This window comes from Alteromonas sp. KS69 (assembly GCF_003989595.1).
Lineage (GTDB): Bacteria > Pseudomonadota > Gammaproteobacteria > Enterobacterales > Alteromonadaceae > Alteromonas > Alteromonas naphthalenivorans.
This window is the reverse complement of sequence record NZ_PYHU01000047.1, coordinates 22338-46968: the sequence shown is the minus strand read 5'-3', so window position 1 is coordinate 46968 and position 24631 is coordinate 22338. Positions and strand designations below refer to the sequence as shown.

The following is a 24631-nucleotide window of genomic DNA, read 5'->3' as shown; positions in this document are numbered from 1 at the left end:
GATTTTGGTTGACCACGTCAGATGGCGTTCTTCCTAGAATCGACTTTCGTTGGATTGTTCTTCTTCGGCTGGGATAAAATGTCGAAGGGAAGACACTTAATGACCACTTGGTTGGTGGCTATTGGTTCTAACTTCTCAGCTCTATGGATACTCATTGCCAATGGTTGGATGCAATACCCTGTAGGCGCAGAATTTAACTTTGAAGCCATGCGCATGGAAATGACAAGTTTTGCCGAGGTTATCTTCAATCCTGTCGCGCAAGTAAAGTTTGTGCATACCGTCTCAGCGGGCTACGTAACAGGTGCCATGTTTGTATTGGCTATTTCTAGTTATTACCTACTTAACCACAAGCATATCGCATTTGCCCGTCGTTCTTTCGCTATTGCGGCTAGCTTCGGCCTAGCGGCTACCTTGTCAGTGATTGTGCTTGGTGACGAAAGTGGTTACGAATTAGGTGAAGTGCAAAAAGTGAAATTGGCTGCGGTTGAAGCGGAATATGAGACCCACCCAGCACCTGCGCCTTTTACCGTATTTGGTATTCCTAATGATGAAAAAGAGGAAACCGAATACGCACTTCAAATTCCTTGGGCGATGGGCATTATTGCTACTCGTTCACTTACCGAGGAAGTGAAAGGCTTAAAAGATATTAAAGCAGAAAACCGCTTACGTATTCTTGATGGTATTAAAGCGTACGGTTTGCTCGATAGTGTTCGAGATGGAACGGCTTCTGCAGACGAACAAGCCCTGTTTGACGCACATAAAGATAATATGGGCTATGCCATGTTATTAGAGCCATTTACGGATGATGTCACACAGCCTTCTGAAGCGGCCTTAAAAAAAGCAGTAGATTACAGTATTCCTAAAGTCGCCCCCTTATTTTGGAGTTTCCGATTAATGGTGGTATCAGGCTTTATTATGCTAGCCGTATTCTTGGCTGCCTTCTATTACAGCACTCAACATAAAATTACGCAGCCTCGCTGGTTGTTGAAAGCATCATTGTATAGCTTGCCGCTGCCTTGGGTTGCGTGTGAAGCCGGTTGGTTTGTGGCTGAGTTTGGTCGCCAGCCTTGGTCCATTGCAGAGATTCTGCCAGTGCATGCATCAACGTCTAATTTGTCTATTTCTGACATTGTTACTACGTTAGTCGCCTACTCAGCGTTTTACACTGTAATGTTCATTGTTGCTTTTTACTTGATGAAGAAGTTCGCCAAAAAAGGGCCAGTACCGCCTGAAGATAATCATAGTGATGAAGATGACGACCTAATCGACTTTGATGCAAAAGGAGCAAACGCATGATTGATTATGAATTTCTTCGCGTAGCCTGGTGGTGCCTTATTGGTGTGCTATTGATTGGTTTCGCAGTAACAGATGGGTTCGATTTAGGTGTAGGTTCACTGCTGACCATTATTGGTAAAACAGACAAAGAACGTCGCGTAATGATTAATACCATTGGGCCGCATTGGGATGGAAATCAAGTGTGGTTTATTACGGCAGGTGGTGCCATTTTTGCAGCCTGGCCGATGATTTATGCTACTGCTTTCTCAGGGTTTTACTTAGCCCTAGCGCTAACGCTAATTGCGCTTTGGATGCGTCCAATTGGATTTGATTATCGCAGTAAACTGCCAAATGCTCAGTGGCGAAAAGCATGGGATTGGGCATTGTTTGCTGGTGGTTTCATTCCTGCGCTTATTTTTGGCGTGGCCTTTGGTAACTTGTTATTAGGTGTGCCGTTTGAATTCGACAACACACTTAAATCAACGTACACCGGCTCTTTCTTTGGTTTGCTTACTCCATTTGCGCTTGTATCTGGATTATTGTCAGTGGCTATCTTACTGAATCACGGCGCTACCTGGTTACAAATGAAAACGGATGGTTTCATTGAATCTAGAGCACGTGTAACGTCGTTTATATTAAGCCTAGTGGCAGTAGCCTTGTTTTTGATTGCCGGTGCGTGGGTAGCCTTTGGGTTAGATGGTTTTGTCATTACCTCTACCGTAGATACCTTAGCCACCTCAAATCCAATGAAAAAAGAAGTCGCTATTGAAGCGGGTGCATGGATGACGAACTACTCACGATATCCATGGATGATGCTTGCACCTGTATTAGGTGTGGTAGCAGGGCTTGCATGTGCCATGTTTTCTCGCAAAGGGAATGCAGGGATGGCATTTGTTTCAAGTGCACTACTGATTACTGGCGTTATTTTAACTGCGGGCTTCTCAATGTTCCCGTTCTTAATGCCCAGTATCACTATGCCAGAAGCTAGTCTTACGGTATGGGATGCCACCTCTAGTCATTTAACTCTAAATATCATGTTCATTGTGGCTTGTATCTTTGTGCCTATCATCTTGTGCTATACCGCCTATGGCTATTATGTAATGCGTGGCCGAGTCAAAAATAGCGACTTAGATCAATCTCACACTATTTATTAAGGAGTAGCATATGTGGTATTTCACTTGGATCCTCGGCGTACTGCTAGCATGTTCATTCGGTATTTTAAATGCCATGTGGCTTGAGTCTACCGAAGACATGGACCGTCCAGAAGACGCCGAATAACTGATTAATATTCATAGCGTAATATAAAACGTAAAAGGCAACGACCTTGTGTTTTCAAGGCTCGTTGTCTTTACTTAATCAGTTATTTTAACCCGCTATTTTAAAAGATAGGCAGTGCGATAAAGTCAATGATAAAGTTAGACAGGCAGACATTTCAAGCTAAGTTTAATCAACTCGATAATACGCACAAGCTTGGCGTGCGCAGACGGGTTTTAATAATTACTTTAGTCAAGTGTCTGTCTCTTTTTTCACTGATTGTCGCTTTCTATTTTTTCGCTCATGCCATGCACGAATGGGTGGTCGATACTCATAGAGCAAGCCTGTTTCATATTAAAGGTTTATGCGTTGCGCTGTTTATTTGTTGGATAGTTCAAGGGTTAGTGAACACGCTAACGTTGTCATACAAAAGCCAGTTAATGCAGGCTATGGAGCAAAACTTACAACTTATCTTCGCCGAGCAACAGCACGCCCTCATTCGTCAACATTCCCTTTTTTACTGGCAAACACTTTGGGTGAAGCATATTCGCGCTATCGCCAACTGGGCTTTCGATTACCGCGTACAGCAATATGTTGCTGTGCTTGTCCCATTGATGGCGCTAGTGGTTATTTTTTACGTAAACCCTGTCATAGGTATGGGGTTAGCTGTAGCCCTGCCGATTGTTCCTTTGTTTATGGTCATTGTCGGGAAAGGTGCCGCGAGCTTACATCGCAAGCATTTTGTGGCACTTGAGCGGCTTGGCGGGTTATTTACCGATAGACTCAATGCACTGCCTTTAATGGCGAGTTATCGTGCACACAACACGCAAATGCGGTTACTTAATAACGCCAGTGAACAACTTAACAAGCGCACCATGCGGGTGGTAGGCGTCGCATTTTTATCATCGTCAGTATTGGATTTTTTTGCCACTTTATCGGTAGCCTTAGTTGCGGTATTTATTGGTTTTTCACTGCTCGGCGAGCTTAACTTGGGGCCTGAAATTTCCTTACAGCAAGGGCTTTGGGTGTTGCTTTCTGTGCCACTGATTTTGAGCGAAATGAAAAAGCTCGGGCAGGTTTATCACCAAAAAGCTGAAGCTGAAGCGGCCAGCGAGTGTTTATTTCCCTTATTTACTACGTTGAACGACAATGCGCCTGCCCAGGAAAGAGAAGTGACTAAAGGCGAAATGAAGAACAAACCGTTTGTGGGGTTTGATGCGCAAGATTTTCGAGTGTCTAACTTGCTTAAAGCCGAACACCTGAAGGTTGCTTTAGGAGAGCATATTCGCCTAAACGGCGTTTCTGGTAGCGGTAAAACGGTATTGCTTGAGGCCCTAGCGGGTCAGCGTAAAGCTTCCCAAAGCTTTGACGGAAGCTATGTATGGGTGAGTCAAACCCCAGTTGTTTTACCTGGCAGTGTGAGAGACAACCTTTTACTGGATGCCCACTATAGCGATAGTGCGTTGTGCGAGGTGCTAAATTCAGTTGAGTTAGCGGATTGGCTTTCGTCGCTGCCTAATGGCCTAGATACCTTGATGACCGAGTATCCCAGCCTCTCTGGTGGCGAAGCGCAGCGGCTTGCGTTAGCTCGCGGACTGTTAAGAAACCCTGATATTTGGTTGTTAGATGAGCCCACTGCGCATATCCCCGATGAGCAGCACCACCGTCTTTCACAACTTATTGCTCGCGTCACACAAGACAAAACCGTTATTTGGGCGTCGCATAAATTATTGCCTGCGCATTGGTTTGACACCCATTGGCGTATTGCAGATGGCGAAGTAACCGTGAAATGAAATCTACCCCCAAATCTATAAAGCCTGCTGTATCTGCGCAAGGTATAGCTACATCAAAAGCGTCTTCGTCACTCACCGGGCAGACATCAATGGCTGCGTATGGCGCGCTGGGCTTAGCCTTGCTTCATGGTATAGCGGGTTTGAGTATTCTTATCATTTCATCTTGGTTTATTGCCATTAGCGCAATAGCTCCTTTAGGGTTTAACTACGTGATCCCTGCGGTGGTGATTCGTGGGCTCGCACTACTTCGTATCGCTTCTGGTTACACCACCATGTGGCTAGGACACAAGGATTTATTAACCCGAATTGCCAAAGCACGGTTAGCTGTGTTTGAGCAATTAGCGGCAAAACGCCTTGAAAGCAAAGCATGGACAGTTGAAGCGCTCGCGAACCACACTGAGCAACTTGCCTCAGCTTTTATTGCGTGGGTTTCTCCATTAGCCTCATTTATGTTGCTAATGACAGGCTTGTTGCTCACGGGGTATTTCATTAATGTGCCAGGTTATGGTTTTTTCATAGCCCTAGCCATAGTGTGGTTGGTAATTAGCGTTGTTACTGCGGTTTACGGACTGAAAGCTGTGGCTAGTTCGGCTGAGGCAGAGCTTGAATTTCGGCAACAAAGCGCGACGTTTTTTCAAGCAAGTAGTTTATGGCACCTTAAGTCAAAAACGGTAAAGGGCTTGTTTAATGCACCCTCTACTCAGCGCGTACAAGATGCACAACTAAAAGAGCAGGCGCTAGTGTCTAAAGCTATGTGGCTGTTCCAAGGTGGCGTGTTCACTTTAGTGGCGCTGGTTGTTTTGACTGCCAATACGGCAGCCTATTTTGTTCCGCTAGCACTCATTACGCCAATGGTGCTGTTGGCTGCGCCGGACTGGGCGAGCGCCACTTTCAGCAGTGTCGTGAAGCTTGCTAAGTGGCGACATAGCAAGGCAGAGCTACACGCAATGCACACCCAGCCTTTGCCCTTACTAAATGCCCATAAACCCAGCATGTCACTTTCTTTAACGGGTTTTATCGCTAAAGAAAGAAACCTACCAGCGGTCAATATGCAGTTTGAGGCATTAGGGCTGAATGTGATTAAAGGCTATTCGGGGTGCGGTAAGTCGAGCGTACTACAAGCAATATGCGGGCTCCTTCCTTTTGAAGGTCGACGCTCTATAGACAATGTTGCCACCCCGCAAGGCATGCTAGAAAAATGGATTTATGTTGAACAGCAACCCATCATTTTGGCCGGTACTATTAAACTCAATTTAGATCCGGCAGCGTCTGGAATAAGCGAAGATGCTATGCACAATGTTTTAGCCCGGGTTGGTTTGCAGCACCTTACTACCTTGGCTGAATGGGTTGGTAAAGGAGGAAGGGCGTTATCTGGCGGTGAAGGTAAGCGTTTAGCATTGGCCAGAGCCTTACTAGCGATGCCCGATGTGTTGTTAATTGATGAGCCTTTTGAAGGGCTAGACTACGAAGCACAGCAGCGCGTCGCAGAGGTCATTAATGAGAGTGCGCATTCGCGGTTAGTCATTGTTGCTACCCATGTTGTTCCTGCGGCCCTTCAACCTAATACAACCTTCTCGCTTGATGAAAAAGGTTATCAGAGTAAATCTCCCCCCAGTCTTCATACTCAACTAAATGGCACCCAGCTAAGTTATAGCCAACCAAGACACAACCAACTAAGTCATAACCAAATAGATCATGCCCACCAAAACACGGTTGGCGAAGGTGGATGGCAGGTAACGTCGCCGAATTGCACGACGCTAACGCCTAGTGAACAGCAGCAACAGGCTTTGGCAGAGCTGCAACACCACGAGCGCAACACGGCTTTTGGTTTTAAGCCGCGAAGGAAATAAGACCCCAGTTGAAAGGTATGCACACTCTTAATAACTGGGCCCAAAGGGTGAAAAGCGAACAAAAAAGGCGCCATATAGGCGCCTTAAACACACATGTATAACTTGTTTTTAGAACTTAGCGCGTAGCTGCACACCGAAGTAACGGTCTGCATCACGAGGGATTTGATAACGGAAGTTATCGCCGCTGTAGGTGGTTACATAGCTTTCGTCAGTTAAGTTCTTACCGATAAGGCTGATGCGGTAGTCATCATCTTGGAACGAAAACGCAAAGCTTGCATTCACAATAGCGTAGTCAGGTAATACTGCCGGGTCGTTTTCGGCGGCAAATGCACCAGGTGCACCCACGAACATTTCATCAGTGTAAACGTACGAGCCGTTTAAAATGATATCCATGTTGTCCATTTCCCAAATGTACTCACCGGTTACAGAGTATTTTAGGTCTGGAGAGAAAGGCAAGTCAGCGCCTGAACTACCAGTACAGGTTGGGTCACTAACTGGGCATAAGAACTCATCTACTTCAGCATCTACTTTCGATAAACCACCAGTTAACGAGAGGTTATCTGTTGCTTGCCACATGAAATCAAACTCGAAACCCTGTGTGGTGACCGACCCTGCATTGGTTAAGCGAGTGATAGTAACTGAATCAAGTAACTCTGAGTTATTTGCTTGAAAACCATCGATATCCGTTCTGAAAATAGCAGCGTTAAAGATTACGCTGCGGCTAGCGTACTTATAACCTAGCTCGTAAGCATCCGATGTTTCTTCACCAATAGGCAAGGTATCTGTGTCTGACATGTTGTAGAACACGTTAAACGCAGGGCCTTTGTAGCCTTGTGAGAAGGTGAAATAAGTCATGCTGTTATCAGTTAAGTCATACTGCACACCCAACTTGCCTGATACATTAGTTTCGTCAGTCTTGCCGCTGTAGTCAGTATCGAAGCTACGTACACCTACACCAGTACGGCTGTATTGGTCATTACTGCTTCGGTTATGTGAGTAGCTAACTTCATCATCGGTATAACGAATACCGAATAGCAGACGCAAGTCGTCATTAATATGGTATTTACCATCAGCAAATAATGCCCAGTTATCAAACTGCGTTTCCATGTAAGCGGTTGCGCTAACAATATCGTTTGAATTACAGCTAAGACCTTCATCAGCAATAAACTGGTTAACTTGATCGTCAGTTGGATCAGCTATACCTAAGGTGTCAGTTAAGTAAGCGCTGATAGCCTTAGGGAATTGTAAATCGTTATTTTGACAACTTGCATCACGGGTAAAGTTACGTTCAGATTTTTGTGTCCACCAGAACGCACCCACTTGATAATCGAATGCCTCACCCACAGGCGATGCTATGCGGAATTCTTGTGACGTTTGCTTCCAGTTTTGTGCGCCAATATCATGTAACTGAAACGGTTCGCCAAACACAGGGAAAGGACGGGTGCCCGCAGTTGAGGTGAAGTCACCTTCACGGAATTCTGTATTGTCCCAATCGCGGTAAGCCGTGATTGAAGTGAACTGATGGTCACCAAACATGGTGTCAACTTGCATTGAGAAACCTGTGGTTTCATCTAATGTGCGAGTTTCAAAGTCATGATCAATAAGGCGCTGTTCTAAATCTAAGTCACCAGTACCAGTACTGTTAGGTAGTGCTTCAGAATCAGGGTGACGACCACTTGGTGAAAGTTCTAAATCGGCACAACAGCTATCATCAGATTTCACGTTTTCAAAGATGAAAAGCACATCAGTGTCGTTACCCGCTTCCATATCAAGCATGGCACGAACGCCTTCTTTATCGTAGCCGTTGGTCATTTCATTGTTATAAACGTTTTTAATATAGCCGTCGAACTGTGATTTAAGTACGGTTAGGCTACCGTTTACATTATCGTTTAACGCACCAGATAGACTGGTTTTTAAACGGTATTCATTGTCTTGAAACAAGGATACTTCCGCAGTGCCTTCAAATTCATCAGAAGGGCGTTTAGTAGTAATGTTAACCACACCGGCAGACGCATTTTTACCAAACAAGGTACCCTGCGGGCCACGTAATACTTCAATGCGCTCAAGGTCATATAAGTCAACAAACGCTTGACCGGCACGGCCTAACACAACGCCGTCTACTACTGTAGAGACACTCGGCTCAGCAGCCACACTAAATGAAATAGTCCCAATACCACGAACGGTAATGGCGGAGTTCCGAGTGGTGTTACCTTTTCGGAAACTGACCGATGGTACTAATGCTTGTAGACCTTCAATGTTGTTAGAAAATGCAGCGTTAATTTGGTCTTCGCGTAAAACAGAAACCGCAACCGGCACTTCATTTAAGCTTTCTACACGCTTTTGTGAGGTAACGGTTATTTTTTCGAGCCCTTTAGGCTCAGCAGGTTCTGCTTCTTGTGCGCTGGCAGCAAAGCCAATGGTCATACAAGTACCAATGGCTAATGCCCGAGTAATACTTGAATGTAGTGTGCTAGGTCTTAGTAACATGGTGTTCTCCACGAATTCTTTTTTATGGGTTTAGTCCAGTTATATTTGCCGTGTGTCCGACGGTCTTCTCTTCAATTTCGCTTACGTTGTAGTTAACGCGTAATGCCTGTTTATCTTTTTGTCTTGCTCATTTGTCTTATATAAGACAGAAGATAGTCAAAATTTAACCAAAAAGTAAATCAATTGGAATCTTTTTGTTAATTAAGTGTTTGGTGGATGCAAAGTCAGTTTGAATTTGATTTGTTTTGGTTAAGTGTATGTTATTTATGGGGTTAAGTTTGTTAGTGGTGGATTTTGTTAGTTCGTAAATAGTCGTTATATGTTTTATTTATACAAGTTTATAACAATAAGGCTGCTGGTTTGTCTTGCATTAGACCGGTAAATTTAGGGGGTGTAGAGGCATAAAAGTAGGGTGGGCCAAATTTAATACGTAATTTGGTTAATGTGCTTTTAATGCTATCCCTAAAGTGTCACAGTTATGTGAGCATAATTATTGATTTAACTAGGAATATCAAAATGTATGGAAGGAAGTTAGGTATGGGTGTTAGTAAAAGTATTTTGTTTAAAGGCCTATGTATTGTGTTATGCATAGGTAGTGCGACAGGCAGTTATGCAGAGAATAGAATTGATACTCAACGCTCTGATGCACCAGCACTTTCAGCCTATGGCGAGTATGCTATTGGGGTTCGCAAGCTTGAGGTGGTCAACCCTAAGCAGATTGATATTCTTGCTCTTGATGCTACTAAGGCTAAGCCAAACCCACTTCCTACTTATGACCGCCCACTAACCCTAGAGGTTTGGTATCCGGCAGAGCAGGGTAGTACTGGCAATACAGTGTTAAACGCATTTATTCGCGATGGCAAACAGCAGGTTGAATTGCATGGTAAAGCGGTAAGAGATGCTGCGCCTTTAGAAACGAAAAAAGCCTTTCCATTAGTATTGGTATCTCATGGATATCCCGGTAACCGTTTTTTATTAGCGCATTTAGCGGAAAATATCGCTTCTAAAGGCTATGTAGTGGTATCGATTGACCACACCGACTCTACCTATCGTACACAAGCGGCCTTTGCATCTACGTTAGTGAATCGCTCTGTCGATCAGTTATTCGTGCTATCGCAAATTGAAACCATGGCAAAAGAGGAAGGTTCATTCTTATACCAATTAGCCGATGCCAGTAACACAGGTATTATTGGCTATTCTATGGGGGGATATGGTGCGGTAATTAACGCGGGTGCTGGCATTACCGAACAAGCGGTAAATAGCAAGCTGAGTGCGCCCTTTGGTACCTTGGCTCGCCATCAAACTGGTATTAGAGACAAGGTCGACTCTCGTGTCAAAACGATTATTGGTTTTGCGCCTTGGGGTATGAATTACCGTATGTTTAATTTAGACAGTGTGGCTATTCCTATGATGCTGGTGGCAGGTTCACAAGATGATGTGTCAGGGTATAAAAAAGGCGTGCGAGCCATTTGGGAAGGTGCAAAAAACGTAGATCGCACCTTGCTAACCTACGACAACGCAAACCACAATGCAGGTGCAGTTATGCCAGCGCCTGAAGAGTCTTTTGTATTTGATGAAGCACTAGGTTTTGATGTGAGTTCACACTATATCGACGCGGTATGGAATAACGCACGCATGAACAATATTGCACAGCACTTTGTTACCGCATGGTTAGGTAAATACCTTAAAAACGATAGTGGAATGCAAGCTTATTTAGACCTAGTACCAGTATCAAATGACGGCGTGTGGGCCATGGATGAAGATGGAAAACCGAAGGCAGAACATACTTATTGGGAAGGCTTCCCTCATCGCACTGCAAAAGGCTTGAGATTAGAGCAACTGCCAGCGGGGCAATAGTACCCTCGAAGTTTATACGGCGGCTCTTGCGTAGCCACGTGAAAAATTAACAATAAAAAAAGCGGCGTAGAGGTTTATTTCTACGCCGCTTTTATTTTTTTAGTTAGTGCTTTTAACTATGACTTCTAAACTATAACTTCTAACCTATTACCTCTAAATACGGCCTTCAGGCGTAAAGGATTAGAAGGTGTAGCGCGCACCGAAAGTGTAGCGAGGACCATATTGACGAGCAAATAAGAACTGCTCTTCAAAACGTCCGTAACCTTGTTCAGTTTCATCGTTAATGTTTACGCCTTCAAGGAACACGGTTAGGTTTTCGTTCACATCGTAGTTTACGCTGGCATCAACCTGTCCATAAGTATCGAACTGGGTTGCTGGGTTATCTGCAGAGCCTTGGTCTTGACCAATACCAACTATGTAGTCAGAACGCCATGCATACGTCACCTTCACAGATAAGCCTTCTTTTTCATAAAACACTTGGAAGTTAGCTGAATCACTAATACCCACAAGCGGATTTTGCTCAGAGCTTAAGTCGTAAGGGTCATACTTCACATCGCCATCTACTAAGGTTGCGTTTGCACCTACACCAAAGCCAGTATCACCAAATGTATGTTGAACCGCGAGTTCAATACCCTCTACCGTTCGTGTATCGCTTAGGTTACGAGGTTTGGTTACACGCCATGTAATTAAGGGGTCATCTGCGTTAGGAGTTACTACGCCATCGGCATCTGCATAGCCGTTATCTACAAAGTATCCATAGATAGCACTGTCAGTTGCTTGCACGCCTGCTGCTTCTAACGCTGATACTGCTTCGTTCCAACGAGGACCTTGATAAATATCGTTCAAGCCTTCGAAGGTTTCTTCAGATGCTGAATACGAAATATAGTTTTTAACTGACTTTCTAAATAAACCGACAGACGCGTAACTGGCTTCGTCGTAGTACCATTCAAAAGAAAGGTCTAAGTTAGTTGATTCGTAAGGTAACAAGCTTGTATTGCCTTCTGTTGCCGTACGAGAACCAATTTTAGGGCTTCCGCTGAATGAACGGCCACCTTGTAGTAGACCGATAGGCGCACGAGTAATCGATTTACCCCATGAGAAACGGGCTACTACGTCGTCGGTGACGTCTACTTTAATATCCAACATCGGTAGCAATACATCGTACTCACCCGTAAAGTCTTGAAGCTGTAAGTCAGCCTCAAATTGGGTTATCCATTCTGACGCTGCTACCCAGTTAACTTGAGTTGGCACGCGAACTTCTGCGGCACTAGGTACTTCCGTTTCTTCATAGCGCAGGCCAGCGTTTACTTGAACATAGTAATCGCTAACTTCGAATTCCCACTCTGATTGTACATAAATAGAGTCGGTGGTCTCTTCAACATTACTCACTGACGGATCGCCACTGAAATAAGGGTCAATCGAGTAAGCGTTACTTTCACCTACCACGTCAGCGGTAAGGTAAGCTAGCTGACGAGCAACGGCTTCATCAAAGTCAAACGTGTAATAGTACCCAGGATTCATGCTAGCGCCGCCACCAGAGAATGCGTCTAGGAAGCCGCTGGTGTCGTTTCTGACGAACATATCGTCTGGGAATATTTCAGTGTAAGAAGGGCTGAAGCCCGGCCCGCCACGCAAGCCACTCCATGCGGTAAATCCTGTTAAGGTTTGCTCAGTTCGTGCATAACCAAAATCAATTTTTACCAATGGAATATCAAAGGCTGAGTTGAACCAGGTTCCGTCTAACTGAAGCTGCTCGATGTCAGAGCGGCCTGGAGAATAGATGAACTGGCTGAAGTTAGAATCAATTTCACCTGGGTTAATTTCGTTCGTGCCGTTATTCCAGTTAACAAAAACTTGTGGAATTTCACCTTCACGGTAGTCATATACCTTAGAGATAAGTTGATCAGAACCCAAAATAACTTGGCCTGCACTACCTAACCCTTCATCGTAGCCATTGTCGGTTTCATTGTACGAATCATGGTAATCAAGAGTGAAAAACCAGTCGTCATTCAATTCCCAATCTAAATTTACACCTAAAGAGCGTGCATCAACCCGTGTTGTATTTCTGCTTGCAGTAAATGAAGCATCGTCGCCGCTAATATCAGCATAAACGGCGGTACCATTGGCATCTAACTCGTAAGCATTGATGTTAGAGCCAAAGTTATTCCATATACCCCAGCCAACCGTATTTGTGCCAGTTGTGGCGCGAGTAGCGGTGTAATCAACAGTAGCAGTGAAATTATCTACAGGGCGGAATTGAAAGGTAACTTGACCATTTGAGCGTTCGCGCTGTATATCATTAATGCTGTAGTTCATATCTTTTGGAAAGAAGGCAGCATCAGTGATATTGGTACGATTATCGATAACGTTAGCAGCATCTAAATCTGGTAAATCTGCGTTTTCTTGCAACACCCAACCTTGAACACTGGCAGCCTGTTGTTGGAAATCACGTTCTTGATGAGAAAAAGACACCCCAAAACCAAACATATCGTCAGCGAAGGTGTTGCTGTAGACCCCAGCAATTTCTGGTGTTACATCATCGCCTTCAACATTAGAGGTGTCGTAAATGCCCTTCGCCGAAAACGAGGCTTGTTGACCAGGGCGAGAAAGAGGCTTCATGGTAATGATATTTACCGTAGCACCTAACCCACCACTTGGGTTTTCAGCACGGGCTGTCTTGTGTAGCTCAAGAGTACTCACCCCTTCAGATGACAAGTTCTCTAAGTTAAATGAACGGGTGAAGCCGGTACCTGGCATTTGACGACCGTTAAGTGTCACCAAGTTAAATTCTGGGCCAAAACCACGAACGGTAATTTGGCTACCTTCACCGTTAGAACGGCTGATAGTCACACCGGTAATGCGCTGTAACGATTCCGCAAGGTTAGTATCTGGAAACTTACCTAATTCTTCTGCCGAGATGGCATCTACAACGCCGCTTGAGCTGCGTTTTACGTCCATTGAACGAATCATACTGCCGCGAATACCGCTAACCTGAATAACTTCAACTTCACTTGGTACGCTATTGTCAGAGGCCGCAGCTTCTGACGTTTGCGTTTCTGGTCTTTCTACTTCTTGCGCAGAAGTAGAAAATGCCAAAGTTGAACCCAACAACAAAGCCATTGATGTGGCGAGCTGGGTCTTTTTAAATGTTGTATTTTTCATAATTGACCTACTAAATCTTTATCAATTTATTGCTGCCGCTTGAGTGTGCAAGCGGCAGAAGCTTTGTTATTGCGCTGCAATTTCAGCATTATCTATACGGTATACCGCACCTTCACCGGCGCCCCACGCTGGGAACACCATCACAACATCGATAGCGCTGATGTCTAGCCCAGCGTCATACAAGGTTTGAAGTGGAAAGGTGTAGGTCTGCCATTCGCCAGTAATTGGATCTGCGCCTTCAAGGCTCTCTGAAATAGCAAGCTCAACGGCGGTTGAGGTATCGCCTGATTCAATCTTAAAGAGCCAAGGTGCTGATGCATCGTTAGGCGCCGAGCTTACTTTCATTTCGAAGCGCACTACGCCTGTTGAAAGCAATGAAGAGGCATCAAAATAAACATCGTCGTCGGCAAGAAAGCCCATTACGGTAGGTGTCGCACCAATACGGAATTCTGCCACTGTGCCGTGGTCGGCATCATCCACTTCTTCTGTGGGTGTAGAGCCGCCGCAGCAATCCCAAATTGACCATTGGTCAGCCGCTGTATCAGCGAATATAGTTAATTCGGTTGCAGCAGGGGTGTCGCCATCTGGGTGGTAAAACTTAACATTATCTAAGCGATATACCGCGCCTTCACCTGCTGCCCAAGTTGGAAATACCATAATCACATCAATGGCACTTAGGTCTAGGCCAGCAGCTTGTAGGTCAGCAATAGGAAAGGTATAGGTTTGCCATTCACCAGCAGTTGGCGCTTGTCCTTCAACGCTGTCAGAGATAGGTAACTCAACCGCAGTGGCACCGTCGCTAGACTCAACTTTAAATAACCAGCTGGCACTTGCGTCGTTTGGCATGCTAACAACGCGCATATCGAATTGCAGTAAACCGCCATCTGCTAAGGCAGAAGCATCAAATGGCGTGTCGCCACCGCCTGACGCTGAACGGGTGATAAAGCCCATAACAGTAGGTTCTGCGCCAATACGAAACTCGGCTGTTAAACCATGTTCTTCATTATCGATTTCTTCTGTAGGAGTTGAACCGCCACAGCAATCCCACATCGGCCAGTCTGGATTCATTTCATCTTCGAATATCACCAACTCTGGGTACGCAGACTCTTGCGAAATTTCAACATTGTTTACACGGTATACCGCACCTTCACCGGCACCCCATGCTGGGAATATCATGATGACATCAATAGCGCTGGTGTCTAAACCGGCATCAGCTAAAGCACTTAATGGAAACTCATATGACTCCCATACGCCTTGCTCAGGTGTATCGCCAGCGGTATCAGCAGGACCGACATAGCCAGTCATTAAAGGTAGCTCGACGGCGGTAGAGCCTTCACTACTTTCAATCTTAAACAACCAAGTAGCAGTGGTGTCGTTAGGGGCTGACATCATCTTCAGGTCGAATTTTACGCTACCGTTTTCTTCCATAGGCGAGGCATCGAAGGGTGATGCTTGACCTGCTGGCTCGGTAATAAATAACTCGCGACTAATAAAGCCCATGACAGTAGGTTCTGCACCAATGCTGAATTCATATACCTGACCTTCAGCGCTATCTTCTACTAACGCAGGTGTTGAACCACCGCAGCAATCCCATACTGGCCAATTAGGGTTGGTGGTACCGTCAAAAATAGTCAGGTTTTCTGCAATACCTGTTGAAGGTGGTGATGGAATTGGAGCGGCACCTTCTACAAGCGCATCGTCAAGTGAGTCGTAGCCTGGACGAACCGTTTCACAGCCAGCACCGGTATCTGGGTTTGAGGCACATTCATAAACCCGAACATAGTCGATATCAAAGCGCTGGCCATTTTCAAATGCTTCTGCATCAATGCCCGTTTCGTTGACCGCTTCAGGCCACTCTCCACCTACCGCTAAGTTTAGAATTAAGTAAAACTCTTGGTCATATGGTGCGTTATCCCAATGGGTAACTAGCTCACCCGTACCTTGTTCGAAGTATTCGGTGTACCAACCACGATGTGACAAGCCAGTGGCTTCGCCATTACTGTTGTAACGTACTTCAGAACGACGCTGGGTGGCATACAAGTAGTCGTCCATATACCAACGAATTTCACCTTCTTGCCACTCTATCGCGTAGGTATGAAAGTCATCTGCTGGGTTAGCGCCATCAGGCAATGAATAAGCTTGGCCTGAACTGTCGTTGTTTGGCCATTCTTGACCATAATGTAATGTGCCGTAGATATGCGCTTCAGGGTTGCCATCTGCATCTGCTGCTTTAAGGTTAACCGCTTCAAAAATATCGATTTCACCCGAACGCGGCCAGCCACCATACACTTCGTCAGTAGGCATCATCCAAAAAGCTGGCCAACTGCCTTGACCCGATGGCATTTTGGCGCGCATTTCAATGCGGCCGTATTTAAAATCTGCTTTGTAACGAGTAATTAAACGGGCTGATGTATAAGGCTTTTGTGCACCCTCTTCAGCGGGTAATGCAACAATGCTCAATGCACCATCACTAACGAATGCGTTTTCCTCGCTGTCGGTATAGCACTGAGCTTCATTATTGCCACCACCATCGCAGTTAACTTCACGTGTCCAGTTGTTATCGTCAATGGTCGCATTTTCGAATTCGTCGCTCCACACTAGTTCCCAGCCTGTTGCAGGGGCGCTAGTGTCAACGGCGTCTATATCCGTAGAAGTGGTTGCTCCACCACCACAGCCAATCAAAGTTGTGACCGTTAACGCGGCAGCAATCCGAGAAAGTTGAGTTACATTTTTAGTCATTATCTTCAGCCCTAATGCTAAGTAAATGGTTATCTAAAACGCCGCGTTGACCACGTCGAGTTATGCTTTGTAAGCGCTTCCATTTAAAGTTGTTATTTTTCTGTTTGAAAGCGCTTACATAAGATTAATGCACGTTAATTGAAAGATCAACAACACTCTTTGATATTTTTAACATTTGGTTTACTTGATGTGGGTGTGTTTACGTGAGGAGTGATTTTAACTTTATGTTATATATGAGTTTTATTTGGTGTGAAGCAAAATCACAGCAATTAGTACAAAAAATTAACCTTGTATTCAGGCGAATAAAAATAAAATGTTAATTGTTTAGTCGAAAGGTTTTTGGCAAAAACTGCTTAGAAATATTGCATCAGAAAACGTGTAGGTTAGCTGCTTCGATTAAAGCCTCTATTGTTTTGTTAGTAAGCTTTCACGAGTGACGGAAAGCGGGCCGCTACGGTATTTTGCATCGTAATAATCATCATCACAAACTGATGTCGCGCCCGCGGGAGCGACAAGGCGGTAAAACGAAGGAGACGCATGGTTATTAGGCAATAGCATCAGTTCAGGGTGCTCGATAAAAATCATGGGATTAATTGAGCTAAGGGCTTGATAGGCGGCAAGCTGACATAGGCGTTCGGCGGAACTGGATTCTATTTGACGAAGTGAGCTCTGAATAAGTTCTTGTATATCCTCTAATACAGACTCTAATCGCCAATGCTCACCGGTATATCGCGCTGATGGGCTTATGAATGCGTGACTAAAGGCTGGGTGTTGATTGAGTTTTTGTAATATCATTTTGGCTTCGCTAAATAGGTCAAACCTGCCTACCGTTACATAGGTTAATGCTGCACTATGATTGCGATGAAATTGAATAGACTCAGGTGCTATGGGTAAATGCTTCATCACTTCAAAAATAGAGCGAGAATGCCTGAATATACCAATTTGAATTTCATATTTGTGGAGGGTATCTGGGTTTGAAACAGGCTCAACGGTTGCAGAATGGTATGCAAGGTTTTCGTTAGATGAAGATGCTTCTCGCGCAAGCAAAATATCATCTATAAAAACAGAATCGCCTTGTGCTAGGGCGGTAAATGAAAGCGTACTGGTTTGAATCGTTAAGCCTTTCTGAATGAGGTAATCCTTATCTATTTCAATGCGATACTCACCAGGGGGAATAGCGTTAACATAGAAATAGCCATCGCTCTCTGTTCGCGTTTTAACGACGATTTGTTCAGTATTATCGATAAGTGCTATGTCAACATAACCCGCTCCACGGCTAGACGAATCACCGATTACGTAAATAGTGCCCTCAACATCATTAAAGGTATGTACTGGGAATTGAGTTTTATTAACCCCGCCGGCGTGGGTCAGTATTTGTACTTTGCCAGAGGCTGGCAACATATATGGGTCAGGAAGCGAATCTGGTTTTAAGGTGAGGTTTTGTACTCTGGCCCCAGTATTGAGCCTAACCATTCCATTTGCATCGGTACTTTTATCACGCCATAGTGAGCTTCCCGTAAACGTAACGCCTTCTATAGGCATTTCGTTAGGGTCTTTACGTAAATTTCTATTATCGTCTAGGTAGGCAAATGCATCTATGCGTCCAGCGGTGGCCCCCGCTGAGCGTTCAAAATTCAAACTTTGCGTATACGGGTTAACATTCGTATTGCCGGTTAAGGAAAGGTTTACTGACCAATCTCCGCCCTCCATTACGCTGGCTGCCAACCCAATATTTAACGACTCAAAGCGCCAGTTGTGTTGGTGTCTAATTTCCAAGACATTGTCAGTATCTCTTCTATAACGTATGCGAGTTTCTCGATGTTGGGTGAGCGATTGTGGCCACCGCATCGACACATAGAAATTGTCGGTTGAAAAGCGATCTGAAGGAATAAAGTTCCAAGCACTAGAAAGGTTCCATCCATTAACGTCTTTGGCGTAATACAATCGGCCAGTGACCGCATCGCTACTATTGTTAGAGACGCTGACCCCTGAAGCAAAAGTCCCCCCCAGAAAGTTGTCATTTAAATTCACGTTAAAAGCACTTTGGGGTTCATCGAATTCATAGGCTCGGTGGGTCATACTGGCGTTCCAACCAAAGCGCCCAAACCACTCAGTTTTACCGTTCAAACGTAACGAGGAAATGTGCTTAATATCCTCGCCTTGTGAGTATGCATCGCTATAAAAATTGTTAAAGTAACGGGTAGAAAAGTTCAAGTTGAGGTTATTGCTGAACCTGCCGTTCCAACCTAAAAACATACCATAACCACCCGTATCCTTATCTGACACCTCAAATTTGAGTGCCGAGCCGAAAAGTTGGGTATTGATACCGGCTGTGACATACGAGGCAATTTCATCTTCCAGCCAAAGACGTTGAACGCTAGCAGATAATGTTGCGCTATCCGTGAGGCCATAGCCGAGCCGGGCGACAGTGGCTTTTCCTATTCCTGTGGTAGATACTTGACCATCCAGTAAGCGAAATTGATTGTCGGTAAGCCCAAATAAAAAATCGAATTTTCCCTGCCTTAGCTGGTTATTACCCACATTGACGGTTTTAGTTCGAACCTCTTGCTGACCTTCAGGCCCATATAGCTTCAACTCGAATAAGTTTGCGCCATAGAAGGTTTCTATATCTTCGAAAAGTACCTTATTCTCCTCGTTACTGAATTGCTCATCGATAAATTGTCCATTTCTGAAAAGTTGTATCCGCCAGCCGGGTAATACGAACTCTTCAATACTAGTGCTTGAAAAACTGCGCCGCTGCCGTGTATCCCCATTATGTACAATCAAGCCGAGTGACTGTCCAGAGCGTGTAACCAGTTCATCTCTTTGCAGCTGTATATCGCCAAACTCATAGGCAAAGTTGTCTAAGGCGTTATCAGAACCTTGGTAGTTTTCGTTTAAGGTTTTGCCAAATCGCAGGTAATGGACACTGGTGTCATCAACTCTGCTCACACGTAGGTTTGCTGAATGATATAAGAAATCGAACCCTGCGTTTATATTGGCTGAAAAACGATTATCGCTGGTCGCACTATCTTGTTTTGATAGGCGGTAGGTAACCAGTGGCGAAGTGAAGAACTGATATTGATCTTCAACCACTTTACTTACAGGCACTACGCTAGGCTTAAAGTGTAGCTGCGGATTATCAGCGCTTACGTTTGAAGATGAATTTAGGGGAAGACGGCCAGTGAGGTTGAGCTGAAGCAACGTATAATTAAACGTTTGTTCAATCTGCAATAAAGCCGCAATCATGCGTGTATCGATATAGATATCAAAATCATCGGCTGCCCAAAGAAACGTATCAGGCGGCGTATTACTAAGAGTAGGCAAGGCTTGATTGAATGCATAGTTGAAGCTGCAGAAATCGTCATTACCTTGAGATTGTATAATTCCTTGAGTCATTGATATTTCCCAGTCTAGGGAAAGCGCGTCAGCGAACAGAGATGCGGGAACTAGGTATCGTTCACCAACAGGGTAAACGTCAAAGCCATCCCATAGGGGACGACCGTTAAGGCGTAATACACTGATTAATAATTGGTCTTCGTCCAATGCCACCCGAGCCGTTGAAGAAATGGGAGGACAGGGTTCCGCCCAAGAGACGAACACCGTAAGACACAAGAATATGAAGGATAGTATCCTCATGACACGTTAGCAGGCTGCTATTTTATAACGTGTTCAATAGATAGCGCTATATCGCCACCAAATTTATCAATTTCAGTAAACCGAATAACAACGGGCCCTTTTTTGGCGTTTTGCAAGGGAATCAGTACTTTTCGACGTTCAAGAGGGCGATAGACTGCTACGTTATTCAGTACACCGATCTCTTCCCCATTCGCATCCTCTATTATGAAGTTCCCGAATAGCGAACGATTGCCTGAACGTTTTAGCCAAACTTGTACGTGTGGCTTCCCGTTATAAATAATGGTGGAAGGATTCACCATTGAAGCTTCAGCGGTAATGCGTCCATGACGCACTATAATCGGAATATTGTATGCAAGTTTGCTGGCAAGGTTTACATTCCCGTTTGTACCAGGCGCTATTTCTGTTACTAAGCGAAGATTAGCGCGGTACTCGCCATCAGCAAGTCCAGCAGGCTTTCGTAACGCGAAGCGCAGCGCTTGACGCTCTCCGGGTAGAATATTGCCGCGTTTTGGAGAATATCTAATAAACGTTGATGCTGTAAGCGGGTCTTCTGTGACCGCGTACACTAATCCCTCCTCAGTCATCGCATTAATAGATAACTCTGCTTGGTAAGACATTGGCGTTGAGCTTGTGTTACGTATTTGGATAGAGTCTGAGCGAGATTTTGAATCAAAATAAATGCGAAATTTAGATAGCGAAACATCTGCATTAGCCACACTGGAAAAAAATAGAGCAACAGAGATAACAAGAAAAATAGAAAGGCGAATGGGTGTTAACAGCCGTATCAGTATCATATTTACTTCTGATTTCGAGTATAGAAAAGAATAGGCGAACGCAGCTCGCTCGCCTCGAACGATTACTGGAACGTAACGTCAACTATATAGTTAGCTGTATAAGAGTCGCCTGGCGATAACGCCGAGTCCACAGTCATGTCACCATATACATCGATAGTAAGATCTGTACCTGATGCGTCTGTAGTAACCGCAGTCAATGTGCCGTCTGCGATATTGTCGTGTGTTGCCACAGCTGAATTGATGTCGTAGTTCGCTTCAAAAGTCACATTGGTGCCAGATGCACCTGTCACTGTTACATTCACAGGAACATTCGAAGCTAAGCCTGATACCGTAATTAGACCAATAGCAATGTTAGCATTAGAAACATCGCAATCGCCCGATACTAAGCCCGCATCATTCATGGTACACACAGAGCCTACCGTCGGTTGCATTGCACCGAAGTGAAGCGTAGCAGTCTCTGCAATAGTGGCATCGGACATCGCGTCTACATTCGCTTGAAATGTTTCACTTGCTGCAAGTGTTGACGCAGAGATAGTAGAAAGTAGCGCTATTGTCATTATTCTTTTTTTCATTTTGTTTCCTCTCATACCTTTAGTCGGGGCTGTCTAACGAAATAGATTACAATTGTTCTAAAATCAGTGAGTTGCTTTGAAGTTATTATTCGAACCCAATTGACAGCGAAAATATATAACCACAGTCTTTACCCTTTTAAAAGGCGTTAAACCTTATGCTTACTTATTGAATTTAATAACTATTATCGAGATGAAAAAAAGCAGATGTTCAACGTGTTGATTATATTTAAGTTTTTTTTAAGGTACTTTTTAAAGTTATACTTTTGTATACAAGCATAAATTTTTAAATTTTCAATATTTTTTAAAAAAAATTTTATTTGTGTGGGGTAGAGAGACGTTTTTAGTATTTTATTGCGGACTTGAATGCTGACGGAAATTTATTATTGTGTTGTTGAACTGACTTTAAACTGCATGTTTTTTTAACAAGTATCGTGTTTTCAAGGATGCGGTTTATAATTTCAGTATGCAGTGGACATGCTATTAAAGGAGTAACAAATAATGCACCATCATTCTCACGGTCATGCTCACGGACATAGCCATGCAGAAACTGATAGCACCCGTATAGGCTGGGCATTCTGGCTAAACTTCTGCTTTACCATCATAGAGTTTATCGGTGGGTGGTTAACTAACAGTGTTGCCATTATGGCCGATGCGGTGCACGATTTAGGTGATACCTTGTCTATTGGCCTTGCATGGTGCTTAAGTAAATTGGGTAATAAATCGGCTACCGACAAATACTCATATGGTTTTAAGCGATTGAGCCTCTTGGGCGCTATGATCAACGGGCTCATTCTTGTTGCAGGCTCAGCGTGGGTTTTATCAGAAGCTATTCCTCGGTTGGCGAACCCTGAAATGCCGATGACAGAGGGCATGATGGGCTTGGCAATAATGGGCATTTGCGTGAACGGATTTGCGGCTTATAAGTTAAGTGGCGGCCATTCAATGAATGAAAAGGTGCTCAACTGGCACCTTGTTGAAGACACTATGGGCTGGGTAGCAGTACTCATTGTAGCTATCGTTTTACATTTTGTAGATTGGCCTATTCTCGACCCAATCCTATCTATTCTATTTACCCTATTTATCTTATTCAACGTGCTGAGATACGTAGTGCAAACCATGAAATTGTTTTTGCAAGGGTCGCCTGATGATACCCAGAAGCAGGCTATTTCTGATGTCTTGTTAAGCATTGAGCATGTTGAAGAGCTACATCATGTTCACTTTTGGTCTCTTGATGGCGAACAGCATGTGCTAACAGCGCACGTGGTAATTAATTGCAGCATTGATAACACTAAACTTCTGTCTCTAAAGCAAGAGGTGTCACATCGGTTAGCGCCGTTTAATTTGGCTCATACCACTATCGAATTTGAATTGCCTGGGGAGCCCTGTCGGGATGAAAGTGACAATTTACATGTTCATCCGCATCACCATGAACATGTTCATCTTAAATAACAAAGGCGGCCAAGGCCGCCTGTTTGTATTATGGGTGTGCTAAGCGTTTTAACCCTAGTTCGTATCTGGCACGCCACCACTTAAGGCTTATGCCGATGGCGACAAAGCAGGTGCTCCATAGCCCTACCAACGAGGGAATAAAGGCGTTGCTAATACCGCCCACGAAACCTACTGGTGAGAACATCAGGTACAAAGTAACAATTAAGCCAACCAGTATAATTGCGCAAGGAATAGCGTAGCGCCACGGTGTCATATCCACCTCTGCTTTAGGTACAAAGCGCCATGGCTTCGCCATAGGGTAGAAGTGACCGATGGCCAACATAATACCTAGCTCGATAGCAAATAAAATAGCGTAAATATGAATAAAGTTAATCTCTACTTGCCACACAAATTTCAATAAAGCGTAGGCAATTACGTGGAAGATAATGGCGACTTTGGCAGCAAGGGCAGGCACATTTTTAGTAAATAAACCAACTAGTACAATGGTAATAACGGGAATGTTATAAAAACCAGTAAAGATACGGATGATTTGCCACAACCCTTCTGGCGCCAGCATTAACAGCGGCGCAGTAATGAAAGACACCACAGCAATAACTAAACTGGTAATTTTGGCTACACGGATAAGCTGAGAATCACTCACCTTATCTTTCTTAAAGGGTTTGTATACGTCTAAACAAAACAGCGTGGCCGCACTATTTAATAGTGAGTTAAATGAGCTAAAAACCGCCCCTAATAATACGGCTAAGAAAAAACCAGACAAGTATTGTGGTAGCACTTCTTTCACTAAGTGGGGGTAAGCCAAGTCGATAGTTTGCAGGTTTTCATTTTGGTACAAGTGATACGCAATAACCCCGGGTAACATCATCATAAAGGGCACGAGTACTTTAAAGTATCCCGAAAACAACACGCCCTTTTGACCTTCAATTAAGTTCTTAGCACCAAGTGTGCGTTGAATCACGTATTGATTGGTACCCCAATAAAACAGGTTGGCCAATATCATACCGGTAAAAATAGTCCCGAAGGGCACGGGGTCATCCGCCCCACCTATGGCATTAAGCTTTTCAGTTTCGGTTGTTGCAATAGTGGTTAGGCCGGCCGCGAAGCTACCATCACCCAATGCAATTAAGCCTAAAATAGGCACCAATAACCCAACAATAAGAAGGCCCACACCGTTAATGGTATCTGACACTGCCACTGCTTTTAAACCGCCGAATATGGCGTACAAGGCACCGATACTGCCCACCATAATAATGGTGACAATAAGGCTGGCTTCATAACTTAAATTCAATAACCCAGGCACATCGAACAACCGAAGAACGGCAATAGAGCCTGAATAGAGCACTGAGGGAATAGTAATTAAGGTGTAACCCACCATAAATAACACCACGGTCATTCTTCTTACGTTATCGTCGAAACGGTCACGTAAAAATTCGGGTAGGGTGGAGAAGGCGCCCGCTAAATAGCGGGGCAAAAATATCAGCGCCATGATAATGGTAGAAATACCGGCGGTAACTTCCCATGCCATAGCACTTAAATTGTACCCAAACGCAGAGCCGTTAAGCCCAATAAGCTGCTCTGCAGACAGGTTGGTTAAGATCATCGAGCCCGCAATGAAGGTGCCGGTTAACCCCCGACCTGCTAAAAAATAGCCGTCTTGGGTATTCACTTCGCCTTTCGTTTTCATGTACGAAATAATGGCGACCACGGCCATAAAGGCCATGCAGGTCAGTAAGGTAAGCGTCACATTCATGCTAATACTC

General features: G+C 44.5%; 13 protein-coding genes and 1 pseudogene. 7 read left to right on the top strand and 7 right to left on the bottom strand.

What is annotated here, in order from left to right; genetic code table 11:
• Positions 1-21: 21 nt before the first annotated feature.
• The 5 genes and pseudogenes from C7Y69_RS19285 to C7Y69_RS19265 form a co-directional block, all read left to right on the top strand.
• A pseudogene (locus C7Y69_RS19285) lies at positions 22-1296 on the top strand (cytochrome ubiquinol oxidase subunit I); the annotation flags it as partial.
• Positions 1293-2429, top strand: coding sequence for a cytochrome d ubiquinol oxidase subunit II (gene cydB, locus C7Y69_RS19280; protein WP_013786437.1), 1137 nt, complete (start codon positions 1293-1295; stop codon positions 2427-2429). The pseudogene C7Y69_RS19285 and the gene cydB, both read left to right, overlap by 4 nt.
• Positions 2430-2439: 10 nt before the next feature.
• Positions 2440-2553: a cytochrome bd-I oxidase subunit CydX gene (gene cydX, locus C7Y69_RS19275; protein WP_013786436.1), complete on the top strand. Its 114-nt coding sequence runs from the start codon at positions 2440-2442 to the stop codon at positions 2551-2553.
• A gap of 128 nt (positions 2554-2681) precedes the next feature.
• Positions 2682-4322 carry an ABC transporter ATP-binding protein/permease gene (locus tag C7Y69_RS19270; RefSeq protein WP_126873866.1) on the top strand — a complete coding sequence of 547 codons (1641 nt, stop codon included), beginning with the start codon at positions 2682-2684 and terminating at the stop codon, positions 4320-4322.
• On the top strand, positions 4319-6172 hold the full coding sequence (locus tag C7Y69_RS19265; protein WP_260563866.1) for an ATP-binding cassette domain-containing protein: 1854 nt from the start codon (positions 4319-4321) through the stop codon (positions 6170-6172). Before C7Y69_RS19270 ends, C7Y69_RS19265 begins: the two co-directional genes overlap by 4 nt.
• 108 nt (positions 6173-6280) lie before the next feature.
• Here the strand turns inward: C7Y69_RS19265 and C7Y69_RS19260 are convergent, their stop codons facing one another.
• Positions 6281-8659: a TonB-dependent receptor gene (locus tag C7Y69_RS19260; protein ID WP_126873865.1), complete on the bottom strand. Its 2379-nt coding sequence runs from the start codon at positions 8657-8659 to the stop codon at positions 6281-6283.
• A 537-nt stretch (positions 8660-9196) separates the two neighbouring features.
• On the opposite strand from C7Y69_RS19260, the gene C7Y69_RS19255 reads away from it, so the two are divergent.
• Complete coding sequence (locus tag C7Y69_RS19255) at positions 9197-10516, top strand: alpha/beta hydrolase family protein (RefSeq protein ID WP_126873864.1); 1320 nt, start codon at positions 9197-9199, stop codon at positions 10514-10516.
• Positions 10517-10696: 180 nt separating this feature from the next.
• On the opposite strand, the gene C7Y69_RS19250 is transcribed toward C7Y69_RS19255, so the two are convergent.
• The 5 genes from C7Y69_RS19250 to C7Y69_RS19230 form a co-directional block, all read right to left on the bottom strand.
• Positions 10697-13678, bottom strand: coding sequence for a TonB-dependent receptor (locus tag C7Y69_RS19250; RefSeq protein ID WP_126873863.1), 2982 nt, complete (start codon positions 13676-13678; stop codon positions 10697-10699).
• Positions 13679-13744: 66 nt separating this feature from the next.
• Positions 13745-16417 carry a glycoside hydrolase family 16 protein gene (locus tag C7Y69_RS19245; RefSeq protein ID WP_126873862.1) on the bottom strand — a complete coding sequence of 891 codons (2673 nt, stop codon included), beginning with the start codon at positions 16415-16417 and terminating at the stop codon, positions 13745-13747.
• 405 nt (positions 16418-16822) lie between these two features.
• The gene (locus C7Y69_RS19240; protein ID WP_126873861.1) at positions 16823-19963 is read right to left on the bottom strand and encodes a carboxypeptidase-like regulatory domain-containing protein; all 3141 of its coding nucleotides are present in this window, start codon (positions 19961-19963) and stop codon (positions 16823-16825) included.
• A 110-nt stretch (positions 19964-20073) separates the two neighbouring features.
• Positions 20074-20850: a molecular chaperone gene (locus tag C7Y69_RS19235; protein WP_013786428.1), complete on the bottom strand. Its 777-nt coding sequence runs from the start codon at positions 20848-20850 to the stop codon at positions 20074-20076.
• Between the two features lie 62 nt (positions 20851-20912).
• Entirely contained in the window at positions 20913-21422 is a 510-nt protein-coding gene (locus C7Y69_RS19230) for a hypothetical protein (protein WP_126873860.1), read from the bottom strand.
• Between the two features lie 498 nt (positions 21423-21920).
• Here C7Y69_RS19230 and C7Y69_RS19225 point away from each other — a divergent pair, with 498 nt between their 5' ends.
• Positions 21921-22871, top strand: coding sequence for a cation diffusion facilitator family transporter (locus C7Y69_RS19225; RefSeq protein WP_126873859.1), 951 nt, complete (start codon positions 21921-21923; stop codon positions 22869-22871).
• Between the two features lie 28 nt (positions 22872-22899).
• On the opposite strand, the gene C7Y69_RS19220 is transcribed toward C7Y69_RS19225, so the two are convergent.
• Complete coding sequence (locus tag C7Y69_RS19220) at positions 22900-24621, bottom strand: solute:sodium symporter family transporter (protein ID WP_126873858.1); 1722 nt, start codon at positions 24619-24621, stop codon at positions 22900-22902.
• Positions 24622-24631: the final 10 nt, after the last annotated feature.